The organism is Verrucomicrobiota bacterium (assembly GCA_016200005.1).
Taxonomy (GTDB): Bacteria; Verrucomicrobiota; Verrucomicrobiia; order Limisphaerales; family PALSA-1396; genus PALSA-1396.
In genome coordinates this window covers 1-12,701 of sequence record JACQFP010000039.1, presented here as the reverse complement: position 1 = coordinate 12,701, position 12,701 = coordinate 1, and the positions used below count along the sequence as shown (strand labels likewise).

Here is a 12,701-nt window from a genome sequence, read left to right as displayed (position 1 = left end):
CTCAATTCCAGAAATGTGCTAAAACCATTTCAACCACATCACGATCAGGACGGCCAGCAGAATCAATCCCGCCAACCACCAGAACCAATGGAGTCCGCGCGGTACTGGGTTGCGCGATCCAAATTCTTTTTCAACAAACTCATCGTAGTCGAAGGAATCATCGGGCAGGCCCAAATGTCCGGTCTCCGCTTCATCTGACCAGCCGGTTTGTTCGTCCGAGCCGCATTCGGGACAGACCTTGGCGTTGCGCGGCACGTCCGCGCCACAGTTGGGGCAGACATCAGGAGGCATCAATCATTCCATCCCGGCGTACTCTTCGTCGGTCGTCAGATCAAGCCCCATCAAAACGTAGTCGTGCTTGATGGCCTGCATGTCGATGACGTAATCCTCCAGCCGGAGCAGGTTGCTGAATCCGAGCAGGGCGAACATTTTGATGGCCGCCTCCTGTTCGCCGATGAATTCCGCCTCCAGTTTTTGCAGGCCGGCATTGCGGGCAATGTCCACCAGTGCGGACACCAGCGCCTTCGCCAGTCCGCGCCCGCGAAACTTGGGGTGCACCAGCACACTGATGCGCGCGATGTGCCTTTTCCAACCGCCCAATTGCTGGTGCAGCGTGGCGTCGCCAACGATCTTTCCATCCACCAGCGCCAGCAGGGGCAGGTTGCGGCCCAGGTCGATGTTCTGGCACCAGTCCTGGATCACGTTGCGCTCGGTCACGCGGTGCTTGATGAACATGCGTTCCTGTGCGGGCACGGCCAGAAAAAACTCGTGAAAAACCTGTTCGTCGTCTTTGCGGAGCGGGCGCAGTTTGCACTTCATGCCGTCTTTCAGGGCAATCTCCTTTGGTGCCTTTTGCAGTGCGAGTTCCAATGACATAGAATTTCCGTGGTTGAGTTTTTCCCACTCTGCTCACACCGGCCTTCCGGCGCAAGACTCAAAATCCCTTCAGCCGCGAGGATTCGCCGGCGATGCCGCGCGCGTGTTCGAAGAACCGCTCATCGATGCTGGCGGGGTCGATGCTCCAGCGTGCGGCCAGTTGCGGAACTTTTTCCACGTTGGTGAGGATGACGTCGGACATCCGGAATGACGTGTGGTCAGCTATTTCCAGGTAATCAAAACATTTCAATCCGAGATCGGCCTCCGCCCTGGTTTTCAGGCCCTGTTTCCATAAAGTTTTTCCCGCCCACACATAGGCCCGCCGGACGCGCCCCGCCTCGACCTGCACCCAGGCATGGTGATTGAGAACGCGGTTGGCGCTGAAGAACTGGACGTGTCCAAGCTTGCGGCTCAATTCCATCACGAACCGGTAACACGCATCCACGTCGTCCGCGGGGTCGGGCAATGCCGAACCGATGATCAGAATCCAGCCATCCACGGGCGGCGAAACAAAAAGTTTTCTTTCAGTGGCGCCCGCCAATCCTTCCGCCCAAGAACAAGGCCGGGCATTGGTCAGGCGGAGGACGGATTGCACCGCCAGCAGGTTGCGGCTGCGGATGGCCAGCCAGCAGGGCGGGCGATTCAAAAAGGAGGAACGAAAACTTAATCCAGCGGGCAGACGGCTGCGGTAATAATCCACAAATCTGGAATAGCCCGAATAGCGGCCCTGTCGCCGCCAATGAATCACCAGACCCACCAGCGCGGCGCTCATCGTCAACACCAGCACCAACAGCGACAAGAGCAGCAACGTGATGATTCTGTTATCCACTTCGCTCACGACACGCAGAATCTAATTCGTCCCTTGCGGATGTTCAATCCAGAAAAACTGTGCGGCTCGAAAGGAACATTTCCCGGCTTGATTGAGAGGGCAAACGCAGTTTTACTGGTGGAAATATTCTTTGAGACCATTGATGAAATCTATCTTGCCTGTTGCGGTCCTGCGAATCGGCGTCGGCCTTTGCCTGCTGCTGTTCGCTTCGCTTGGTGCGTCGAACGCCGCCACCCCAACTGCACAGCCGCCTTTTGAACTGCGGGATGGCGACCGCGTGTTGTTCATTGGCGACACGTTCTTCGAGCGCGAGGTGGATTACGGGCACATCGAGACGCGGCTCACGGCTGCGTTTCCCGACCGCAACATCACCTTCCGCAATCTCGCCTGGGCTGCCGATACGCCGATGGGCCGCTCGCGCGCGAGTTTCGATTGGAACAAGCCTGAGAGCGAATGGCTCAAGCGCGTGAAGGAACAAGTCGCGCTCGTTAAACCGACCGTGGCGTTCCTGAGCTACGGCATGACGGCGGCGCTCGAACTAACTGAAACCAAGCCGAAGGATCAAGCGGCGAAGTTGGAAAAGTTCAAGCGAGACCTCGGCAAGCTCATGGATGCCATCGAGGAAGTCAGCGGGCAGAAGGTGAGGTTTATATTGCTTGGACCGACCTTACGAGAACGTCACGCTGGTGGTGCGGTTTCCAATCTCATCTTCGGCAAAAACATTTCGGACAAGGACGAACCGATTCGTGCGACGGAAGCAGTCCTCCGGGAGTTTTCCCTTCAGCGCGGCGCGACGTTTGTTTCACTGCTCAAGGTCTATGAACGAGTTGTGGAGGATGACATCACGCCTCGTGCCGTGGATGGTTTCGCGCCAAACGAAAGAGGCAATGCTTGGGCGTCTCTTGCAATAATCAGTCAGCTCAGCCTAGAAGAACGGTTGAACAAACAGGAAGTTACTGGAATGAAACTACTCTCTAGCGCGTCCAGCGATCGCGACAACAAGGCTGGCCATAAGGCTCTCCTCAATGCCATCCGCAAGAAGAACGAACTTTTCTTCCACCGCTGGCGGCCGGAAAACTGGACCTACCTTTTTGGCTTCCGCAAACACGAGCAAGGTCAGAATGCCGTCGAGATTCCCAAGTTCGATCCGCTCATAGCGGAGTGGGAAGCGCGGATCGCTAAACTTCGCGACCTGAAACATCAAGACCCGGCGACGGTGAAGGAAGTGCAGGAGTTGCTCGCCGACAAACCGCATGAGCATCGCGATCCGAATTTCAAGGAACAACCCGTGCCGACGTTCGAGGTCGCCGACGGATTCGAGGTATCACTCTGGGCCGAAAGCCCGATGCTCTACAAACCCATCCAGATGAACTGGGACGCGAAGGGCCGGCTGTGGGTCGCGAGTTCGCGGGTCTATCCGCAGATTCGCCCCGGCCAGAATGCCGAGGACGCGGTGATTGTCCTCGAAGACACCAATGGCGACGGCAAGGCGGAGACTTCCACCGTTTTCGCCGACGGCCTGTTGATCCCGACCAGCGTGGTACCGGATAATCAGGGCGGTTGCTACGTCGGCGCGAGCCATCAGTTGCTGCACTTCGCCGACAAAAACGGCGACGGCAAGGCGGATGAGAAACAGATCGTGATGTCCAGCTTCGGCACCGAGGACACGCATCACAACTTGCACACGCTGCGCTGGGGTTACGACGGCCACCTCTACATGAACCAGTCCATCTACACGCACACGCACATTGAAACGCCGCACGGCGTCGCGCGCCTGAACAGCGCCGGCATCTGGCGTTTCAATCCTGAGACGTGGCGGATGGAGATTTTCACCAAGGGCGGCTGCAATCCGTGGGGCCATCACTGGGACCAATACGGCAACGACTTCTTCACCGACGGCGCCGGCGGCAAGGGCATCTATCACGCGATGGAGGGCGCGACCTATTTCACCTATGCCGACATGCGGCGCGAGGCGGACAGCACCACCCCTGGCAACTGGCCCAAGTTCGCCAGCCTGGAACTCATCCACTCGCCGCAGTTCCCAGACGACTGGCAGGGCGATGCGATCACGTGCGACTTCCGCGCGCACCGAGTCGTGCGCTTCAAGCTGAGCGAAGCCGGCTCGACCTTCGCCGGAAAGGAAATGCCCGACCTGCTCCGCTCCACCAACGTGACGTTTCGTCCAATTGATCTGCGCATGGGTCCAGACGGCGCGCTGTACATCGCCGACTGGTCCAACCCAATCATCCAGCACGGCGAGGTGGATTTCCGCGATCCCCGCCGCGACCACGAGCACGGCCGCATCTGGCGGGTGATCGCCAAATCCGAAATCCGAAACCCGAAATCCGAAACCCCGACAGCGGCTGTGCGGGGTCTCACCAAACTCTCAATTACCGACCTGTTGGATCGCACTTTGTCGAAGAACGGCTGGGAACAGGAACAAGCACGGCGGGTTGCCGCGTTGAAGCTGCGCTCCAAAGCCGGGGAGAAATCCTCCAAAGAGATTCACGATTGGGCCACCAGACAAACAGACAGCCGCGCAATTCTCGAAGCGCTCTGGTTGAACGAATCGCTCGGTACATTTGATGACGCGCTGTTGGAAAAAGTTGTGACTTCATCGGACGCCAACTTTCGCGCGGCGGGCGCCCGCTACCTTGCGAACAATGCCTCTCTACCTAATTCCATCAACCGGCTTGCGAAACTCGTGCGCGACGATTCGCCGCGCGTGCGGGTCGAAGCCCTGCGCGCCCTCGCAAGGATTCCGACCGCACAATCCGCCGAACTCGCCTTGAGCGTCCTCGACAAGCCAATGGACCCGACACTCGATTACGCGCTTTGGCTCACGATCAATGATCTCGCCGAGCCGTGGATTGCCGCCATCCAAAGTGGTGCGTGGCAACCCGACGGCCGCGAGAAGCAACTCGAGTTTGGCCTGAAAGCGATTCAGCCGGAAAACGCCAGCCGCGTCCTTGGTCAGATTCTCGCCTCGCGTCCGCTCACTCGCGACGGCACAGGGCCATGGATTGAAATCATCGGCGCCGCCGGGACGCCCAAGGAATTGCGCCAACTCTTCGATCAGGTTTTAAACGCCGACTTTGGTGACGCCGCATCCGTTCGCGCCCTCAAATCCCTCGCCGAGGCGTCGCGCCTTCGCAAGGTCAAGCCGACCGGCTCGACGACCGAAGTCGGCAAGTTGCAGGACAACCCATCCGAAAGCGTGCGGCTCGAAGCGCTGAAGCTGGCTGGCGAATGGAAAGAGTTGGGCCGGTATTTTCCAAAACTGGGCGAACTCGCCGCCTCGCCCAACTCCAGCCCCACGATGCGCGAGGCTGCGTTCAACACCCTTCGTCAGATCGCTGGCAAGGGCGCTGTCGATACTTTGGTTGGGTTGACGGCCGCTGACAAGGACGCGGCGATTCGCCGTCAAGCCGCCGCCGCGCTCGCCGCTGTTGATCTCGGCCAGGCGGTACCGCGCGTCGTCGAGATCGCCAAAGCGACGACCGACGAAGCCGGTGCGCTGGAGTTGTGGCGGGGCGTTCTCGCTGTGAAGGGCGCAGGCCAGTCGCTGCGCGATGCGCTGCTGGAAAAGAGTTTGTCTGCGGCCACCGCCAAAGCCGGAATGCGCGCCGCGCGCGAGGGCGGTCGCAACGACGTGGATCTCGTCGTCGCGTTCGCCAAGGCCGGTGGACTGGCTGCCGACACGACCGCGTTGACGGGCGAAGTGATTGCGGACCTCGCGGCAAAAGCTGTGGCTTCCGGCGATCCCGTTCGCGGTGAATTTGTTTTTCGCCGCGCTGACCTTGCGTGCATGACCTGTCATTCGATTGGCGGCGCGGGCGGAAAAGTCGGCCCGGACATGACGAGCATTGGCGCCAGTGCGCCTGTCGATTACCTCGTCGAATCGCTGTTGCTGCCGAGCGCCAAGATCAAGGAAGGTTACGCTCCCGTAAACATCGAGACCAAAGACGCCCAGTCGCTCACGGGCACGCTCGCGCGCGAAACGCCTGACGAAGTTGTTCTGCGCAACACCGTCAATGTCGAAGTCAGCGTGGCCAAGAAGAACATTGAGAGCCGCCAGAACGGCGCCGTCTCGCTGATGCCTAGCGGGCTGCTCGACAACCTCGCCGAACAGGACAAGCTGGACTTGATCGCGTTTCTCTCGCGTCTCGGCAAACCGGGCGAGTTCGATGCCAGCAAGGGCGGCGTGGCACGGCGTTGGCGCATTTACACCTTCACGCACACCGACCAGCAGAACGGACTGGGCAACGTCATCTGGGACGCGCCGCTCGGCGACAAGATGTGGCAACCGACGTTTGCCCTGGCGAACGGCAAGCTGACCCGGCGCGTGCTGGAAGAGGCAAGCAAGCGTGAATTCTGGATTGGCGTCCTGAATATTTATGCCGCAACTGAGTTGCAGACGGCTAAGGCTGGCCCGGTCAAACTCAATCTTGATGCCGCAGCGAGCGAGGTGTGGATCGATGGCAAACGTGTTGGTGGCGCGGGCGAATCCGTCGCCGCGTTGTCCGCTGGCACGCACCGCGTGCTCGTGCAAATCGACCCGAAGAAAATTCCCGATGCCATCCGTCTGGAATCACCAGACGCGACGTTCCTGGCGAATTAGGAGACCTGAGCGACGCCTCGGCTCGTTGGAGTTCAAGCTTCACCTTGTTCGGCGGACACGCTAAAGCGTGAACTCCAACTCTCGAGGCGAGCCGGAGCGGCTCCCGGCGTTTCGTCACTTCCCGACCATCTGCGTAAACGGAAAAACGTAAGCCTGAAGAAAGACCAGAATGCCCACCAGTGTCGCCAGCGCCAGGCTGTGGAAGAATACGAAGCGCAGAATGCTGCCTTCGTGACCGTACCAATTCGTTGCGGTGCTGGCCACGACGATGCTTTGAGCATCCACCATCTTGCCCATCACGCCGCCGGAACTGTTCGCCGCCGCCATCAACACGGGACTGATGCCGATTTGTTCCGCCGTGATTTTTTGCAGGCCGCCGAACAATACGTTCGATGCCGTATCCGATCCGGTCAACGCCACGCCCAACCAGCCGAGCAACGTACCGAAAAACGGATACAACACACCAGTCTTCGCCAACGCCAATCCGAGCGTGGCGTCTGTACCTGAATACTTTGTCACGTAGCCGAGCGCCAGCATCGCGGCGATGGTGATGAGTGAGAAGCGAACTCGCACCAGAGTTGCCCAATAAACTTTGAGCATTTCCGCGACGGAAAATCTCATGAGGAAACCGGCGAGGATGGCGGCGGCAAAAATGCCGCTGCCGGTTGCCGAAAGCCAGTTGAGGGTGAAGACTGCCTCCTCTGGTTTCGTGGGTTTGTCCTGCGTCGGCAGCGTCACCACCGGTGGCGCGCGAACGACGACGTTGTGCAATCCTGCGACTTGGAATTTTGGCGCGGAGAGGTCGTTGAGGATTTGCTTCACCCGCGGCAAGCCCCAGATAAAAACCAGCAAGCTCAATAGAATCCATGGCAGCCAGGCGCGCGTTACTTCAGCGGGGTGATGCTTGGCCGGCGTGGAGGAGTCGTTGTTGACCGCCGACAATTTCCAGATTCTTGCGGGTCGCCAGAAACGGAGCAGCACAGACACCGCAGCAATGGAGGAGATCGACGCCACGATGTCCACCAGCATCGGACCATGAAAATTGGAGACGAGAAATTGCGGGACGGCAAACGCCACGCCCGCCGTCAGCGCCGCCGGCCACACTTCCAGCATCGCGCGAAAACCGACCATCGCCCAGACGACCCAGAACGGAACGATGAGCGAGAAGAACGGCAACTGCCGTCCCACCATCGCCGAGAGCGTCAGTTCGTCAATGCCCGTCACCTTGCTCAAAGCGAGGATCGGTGTGCCGAGCGCACCGAACGCGACCGGCGCCGTGTTGGCGATGAGCGACAGCCCGGAAGCTTGCAGCGGTTTGAAACCGAGTTGAATCAGAATGGCTGCCGTCACCGCCACGGGCGTACCGAAACCCGCCGCGCCTTCAAAGAACGCGCCGAAACAAAACGCGATCAAAATCACCTGGATGCGCGGATCCGGCGCCCGCGTTGCGAGACTACTCCGCAAAATGGTGAAGTAACCTTTGTTGACCGTCAGTTGATAAAGAAAAATCAGGTTTAGAATGATCCAGCCGATGGGAAACAGCCCGTAAGCCGCGCCGAAAATCGTCGTGGCCGCCGCCGCCTTGACCGGCATTTGATAAACAAACAGCGCCACGGCCAATGCGACTGCCAGACCGAGCAAGGCGGAGAAGTGAATGCGAATCTTCAGCACCGCGATGGAGCCGAGCAACACAACCACGGGCAGCGCCGCAAGCAACGTCGAAAGCGCGGCATTGTTGAGCGGATCGTAATTCTGCGCCCAGGTCATGGTGGTTGCGATGCCGAGAGGAAAAGGGAAAAAAACGAAAACGTCCAGTCAAGTTTCCAAAGACCGAAAGAGGATCATGTGCAATGCGACAAATCCTGAGACCTATTTTCTTTTAAAGAACGCTGATCTCATGAAATACAGAAACGCGGCAACCACACAGAAGGCCAGAAGAAGAAGGTCAGTCGAACGAAAGACCGAAGTCAAAGTCGGTTGATGCGACACCTTCGCCGAAACTCGCTCCTTGTATGCGTTCCAATGACGAAATCCCTCGGCGGCTTCCGCTCCTGGTTTAAACCAATCCCCTGTGCCTGTGTCGATGGCTCGGACCTCTAGCTTTGTTATGACTTTTGAGATTACGTCCACACAACGTTCATCACCTCTTACGTATAGAACAACAGAACAACAGAATAACAGTCCTCGCTTTTGCCCAAATTGACTTCAATAGAGTAACCCGGACCATCAATTACGCCATCGCTTGGTTTCGAAAAATCCGCGGTAGGCACAACCGCTTTGATCTTGGAGATAATTTCCGAACGCGGAGCGATTACTGGAGGTTGCCAGTCGTCGGGAATATCTCGGACAGTTTTCGCATCTTTCGGCCAGTTATAGATCCACAGGTCCCAACTCATGCGCGGCAGTTTATCTCGAAATCCAATTGGTGCCCATCAATAGATCTCAGGCAAACTCACGACTTTGCACTGGAAAGCTGGGCAACACCGGGAATCTTGTAGAGCGGAATCCACTCTGGAAGTCCCTCGTGCCAGGCCCAGAAATCGTCATCTTTATAGCGACCGGCGGCGATCTGCGCTTTAATGTGGCCAAGTGTATATGGCCCTTCCCGCTTCCCCTGGCGCGCCAAGTGAATCCGCGTTACTGATGGGTCGCCGGTCGGTTGCGCGACTGCTGGAGCAATGCGTTTCTCTTCTTTCGGAGCTTGTGCGCCGGCAGTTACGAGCGATGGCGTGACCTTGGCTGGTGCCGGTGCCGATACGATCTTCGCTGGTTCTTGAACAGGCGCAACGCTGACTGGCTCCGGTGCTGCTTTAACAACGACGGGTGGAGCTTTGATCGCGGTTGGAGCTGGTGTGACTTTGACGACGGCAGGTTCTTGTGCTGGCTTGGCGAGGACCGGTTGTGGCACCGAGGAAACCCTGGCGGGTTCCGGCACCGCCACGACTTTGGCCGGCTCATGAACCGAAACGACCTTCGCAGGCTCTTTCGCGACCGATACGACAACTGGCGCAGGCTTGATCTCGGTCGAGGTCGGTGCCGGTTTGACGACGGACGATGTTGTCGCCGGTGTGAACTTGACTGGCTCTTGCACCGGAGCAGCGACAGTTGATACTGGCGCTTTGGTTTCCGTGACCGGCGATTGTGGTGAAGCGACTACAACTGGCGTTTGCGTCGGAGTGGCTACGATGGGAGTGGTTTCGAGTTTGGCTGGTTCCAACGTCGGCTCGGCGACGATGGGCTCTCGCGCTGATAATCTCTTATCAGGTTCTGGTATCGCTTTGACATCGGCAAGACGTGGCGTTGGCGTGACCTCGACCGGCTGAGGCGCGGATGCCGGTTCAGTTGGTGTCGCTGCGGTGCCGGTGATCGCGTTCTCGACCTGGCTTGGGACGACGATCATTTGCTCGTTCCCATGCAAGCCGAAGAGCTGATATGCCTCGAGACTTTCTTCTGTTGACATGCGACCAGCCAGCAAAACCCAGAGCGATCCGTCGTCCGACTTGCCCACTTTGAAGTTGATATGTCCGGGCAACGCCAGCCCGGTCTTGCCGTCCTTGGTTATTTGTCTCGCGAACGATAACTTGTGGATTGTGGATTTCGCTTCATTTTGAGAGGCGAACGACACGAGGAAAACCGAGGCGTCCGGGTCCTGTTTGAGGCGTTCTATCTCTTCATTCCAAATCTGTGTCATAGTTCGTGGTGGCGCTTCTTGGAAGCCACCGCCCTTTTTGCTGCAAGCCTGTTGCCAAGTCCAATCAAACCTCCCGTTGGCCCGCAAATCAACACAATCGCGACCTTCCGCCATCAAAACAGTTTGAGTCAACGGGTAATCCAGCCCCCACCCACCACCAAATCGTCCTGATAAAAGACACAAGCCTGTCCCGGTGTCAGGGCGCGTTGGGCGGTGTGCAACTTCACTCGTGCGCCACCATTCCCATCCGTCGCGACGGTGGCCGCCGTGCCGGGATGGTTGTAGCGAATCTTGGCGGTGACTTCGAGCGTTGCGGGTGGCACGTCGAAAGGAATCCAGTTGCAACGCTCGACATTGAACTCATCACGCTCGAGGGCGGATTCATCTCCCACAATCACACGGTTGTTCGTGGCGTCGAGTTCAATGACGTAAAGCGGTTTCGGGCTGGAAATGCCGAGTCCTTTGCGTTGGCCGATCGTGTAGAACTCGATGCCGTCGTGCCAACCAAGCACGCGACCATGCAAGTCCACGATGTCACCCTTGTGCTTCTCGACCAGTTTAGACTTCTGCAAAAACGCGCCGTAATCCTTGTCCGGCACGAAACAGATTTCCATGCTCTCTTCCTTGTCGGCAGTTTTGAGATGGTGCTCATGCGCAACGTGGCGCGTGTCGCTCTTGGTCAACTCGCCCAGCGGAAACAGCGAACGCGCCAGTTGTTCCTGCTTCAACGAAAAGAGAAAATAGCTCTGGTCCTTGCGCGGATCGCGTCCGCGCTTGAGCAAGTATCGCCCCTCACCCCGTCCCTCTCCCCGTCCGACGGGGAGAGGGTGGCTGGAGGTCGGGTGAGGGGAAAATTCAATGCGAGCAAAATGTCCCGTGGCCACGTACTCGGCGCCCAGTTGACGGGCGCGACTGATAAGTGTGCCGAACTTCAGTTTCTCGTTGCACATCACGCAAGGATTAGGCGTGCGGCCAGCCTTGTATTCCTCGGCGAAGTAATTGATGACTTGCTTCTGAAAATCCTCCGCCTCATCGATGAGGTAGTACGGGATGTTGAGCTTGTGCGAGACGCTGCGGGCGTCGGTGACGGCTTGCGGGCCGCAACACTTGTCTTCCGCGCGCGAAATGCAATCCTGTGGCCACAACTTCAGCGTGATGCCGATCACGTCGTAACCTTGCTCGACGAGCAGCGCCGCCGCCGCGGAGGAATCCACACCGCCGCTCATGCCCACCACCACGCGAGTTTTTGTCGTCACTGTCACAGCATGTAGATTACTTACGGAGGCGAACTGTGTAAAGCGCGACGAACCGGTTGCCGGGAGCCGTCCGGCCTTTTCACCCAGAAACGTTAAGGACAAGTTTATGTTGCATATGCAACATCACGCGCGTCCGGCTATAAGTCCAACAGCAGTAATTGATTGGAGTTAATGGCGGGTGGGATATTGAACTCTGTTTCTGTAAGTAGCTCATGCAAAGGTGCTTTTTCAAAAGGATGAACGCTCAAAAGCTGCAAAGTTCTGTGCAAGGTTCCGGGCAGGCTCAACTGCTTGTGGATGATGGCGACCATCAGGTAAACGGTGATGGCAATCCAGATTTGTGTCTTCACCGCGTTGGGGCTCGTGCCGTAGTAATGTTTGATTCGCAAGTGACCTTTGATCCAGCGGAAGAACAACTCGATGCGCCACCGCAGCCGGTAAATCAAGGCTACCGTCAGTGCCGGGATTTCGAGATGGTTGGTCAGAAAGACCAAATCCCGTTGCGTCTCGGCATCGAAGTAATGCACCTTCCGCAACAGTGCAGGGAAGGCAGTTCGCGCTTTGGCCAAAGTGGGTTTTCCAATCTGGTCGCTGCGAACGTCCGCCGGGGCATCTACCGGCAGCGATCGTTGGCGGGAGAAGCGCAGGTTGTCTTTGGCCCGCGTGACGAAGAACGCTCCGGCACAGGCAATCCCGTGCAGGCGTTTGAAATCCATGTAGCCGCGATCGATCACGTAGAAGGCCCCAGGCTCCAAGCCGAGTTCGTCGAGCCAGCGAACGTCGTGCTGGCGGGCGTTGGTGATGCAAATGCAGGTGGGAATCGGGCCACGCAAATCGACTTGGGTGTGCATTTTGATTCCCGCTTTGGTGCGGCGAAAGTCGGCCCAAGGGAAAAGCGTGAGCGAAAGATCGATGGTCGTGGAGTCCAGCGCATAGACCGTATTTTCCAACTCCAGACCGAGGTCTTCTCCGGCATAGAGAGTTCTGGCTTGGCCCATGAGTTTTTTCGCCAAGTCCTCCCACAGCCGCCAGTCCCGTTGCTCGTTGGCATCTGCCAAAGTCGATTTGGCCACCGGTTCGCGAAAGCCCAAGTGGTAAAGCGCCTCCGGCTTGGCATTCAAACAGGTGGCAATGTCCCGCAGTCCCTCGCGCCAAGTCAGTTGCGCAAACGCCATGCAGATGAGTTGCTGGCGACAGCCGAAATGCCGGACCCGCGACTCGGCATCGTAGCGTTCCACCAAACGGGAAAGCGTCTTGCGATCGACCAAATCCAAAACTTGAGAAAGAATGTAGCGGCCGGAATTCATGCGCCGGAAGCGTGCGCAGAGACACCTCAAATTTCAAATGCGTGACATCACTTTTCATGTGCAAGTCGCTCAGAAATAAACTGTAGCAAACAATGATTAGAACCTTAACCGGCCAGCCGTG

9 protein-coding genes are annotated in these 12,701 nt (G+C 57.9%); 1 reads left to right on the top strand and 8 read right to left on the bottom strand.

The annotated features are described in order from the left end of the window. Positions 1-18 precede the first annotated feature (18 nt). The 3 genes from HY298_14470 to HY298_14460 are packed head-to-tail and all read right to left on the bottom strand — an operon-like array spanning position 19 to position 1,714. On the bottom strand, positions 19-291 hold the full coding sequence (locus HY298_14470) for a zinc ribbon domain-containing protein (GenBank protein ID MBI3851460.1): 273 nt from the start codon (positions 289-291) through the stop codon (positions 19-21). 3 nt (positions 292-294) lie between these two features. Further along, on the bottom strand, positions 295-876 hold the full coding sequence (locus HY298_14465) for a GNAT family N-acetyltransferase (GenBank protein ID MBI3851459.1): 582 nt from the start codon (positions 874-876) through the stop codon (positions 295-297). A 58-nt stretch (positions 877-934) separates the two neighbouring features. Further along, positions 935-1,714, bottom strand: a complete 780-nt coding sequence (locus HY298_14460) for a hypothetical protein (GenBank protein ID MBI3851458.1) — start codon at positions 1,712-1,714, stop codon at positions 935-937. Positions 1,715-1,847: 133 nt separating this feature from the next. On the opposite strand from HY298_14460, the gene HY298_14455 reads away from it, so the two are divergent. Continuing rightward, on the top strand, positions 1,848-6,326 hold the full coding sequence (locus tag HY298_14455) for a HEAT repeat domain-containing protein (GenBank protein MBI3851457.1): 4,479 nt from the start codon (positions 1,848-1,850) through the stop codon (positions 6,324-6,326). Positions 6,327-6,440: 114 nt separating this feature from the next. On the opposite strand, the gene HY298_14450 is transcribed toward HY298_14455, so the two are convergent. The 5 genes from HY298_14450 to HY298_14430 form a co-directional block, all read right to left on the bottom strand. Beyond that, a complete protein-coding gene (locus HY298_14450) occupies positions 6,441-8,093 on the bottom strand; it encodes an L-lactate permease (protein ID MBI3851456.1) in 1,653 nt (550 codons plus the stop codon). Between the two features lie 380 nt (positions 8,094-8,473). Further along, positions 8,474-8,722, bottom strand: coding sequence for a hypothetical protein (locus HY298_14445; protein MBI3851455.1), 249 nt, complete (start codon positions 8,720-8,722; stop codon positions 8,474-8,476). Between the two features lie 56 nt (positions 8,723-8,778). Continuing rightward, positions 8,779-10,017 carry a DUF4339 domain-containing protein gene (locus HY298_14440; protein ID MBI3851454.1) on the bottom strand — a complete coding sequence of 413 codons (1,239 nt, stop codon included), beginning with the start codon at positions 10,015-10,017 and terminating at the stop codon, positions 8,779-8,781. A 128-nt stretch (positions 10,018-10,145) separates the two neighbouring features. Further along, on the bottom strand, positions 10,146-11,243 hold the full coding sequence (gene mnmA, locus HY298_14435; GenBank protein ID MBI3851453.1) for a tRNA 2-thiouridine(34) synthase MnmA: 1,098 nt from the start codon (positions 11,241-11,243) through the stop codon (positions 10,146-10,148). Positions 11,244-11,410: 167 nt separating this feature from the next. After that, positions 11,411-12,580, bottom strand: a complete 1,170-nt coding sequence (locus HY298_14430) for an IS4 family transposase (protein MBI3851452.1) — start codon at positions 12,578-12,580, stop codon at positions 11,411-11,413. Positions 12,581-12,701 lie beyond the last annotated feature (121 nt).

Excerpts from the sequence above, each read along its gene's own strand:
- HY298_14445 (MBI3851455.1), bottom strand. The coding sequence starts at position 8,722 with ATGAGTTGGGACCTGTGGATCTATAACTGGCCGAAAGATGCGAAAACT.
- HY298_14470 (MBI3851460.1), bottom strand. The coding sequence starts at position 291 with ATGCCTCCTGATGTCTGCCCCAACTGTGGCGCGGACGTGCCGCGCAAC.
- HY298_14450 (MBI3851456.1), bottom strand. The coding sequence starts at position 8,093 with ATGACCTGGGCGCAGAATTACGATCCGCTCAACAATGCCGCGCTTTCG.
- HY298_14440 (MBI3851454.1), bottom strand. The coding sequence starts at position 10,017 with ATGACACAGATTTGGAATGAAGAGATAGAACGCCTCAAACAGGACCCG.
- HY298_14455 (MBI3851457.1), top strand. The coding sequence starts at position 1,848 with ATGAAATCTATCTTGCCTGTTGCGGTCCTGCGAATCGGCGTCGGCCTT.
- mnmA (MBI3851453.1), bottom strand. The coding sequence starts at position 11,243 with ATGAGCGGCGGTGTGGATTCCTCCGCGGCGGCGGCGCTGCTCGTCGAG.
- HY298_14465 (MBI3851459.1), bottom strand. The coding sequence starts at position 876 with ATGTCATTGGAACTCGCACTGCAAAAGGCACCAAAGGAGATTGCCCTG.
- HY298_14430 (MBI3851452.1), bottom strand. The coding sequence starts at position 12,580 with ATGAATTCCGGCCGCTACATTCTTTCTCAAGTTTTGGATTTGGTCGAT.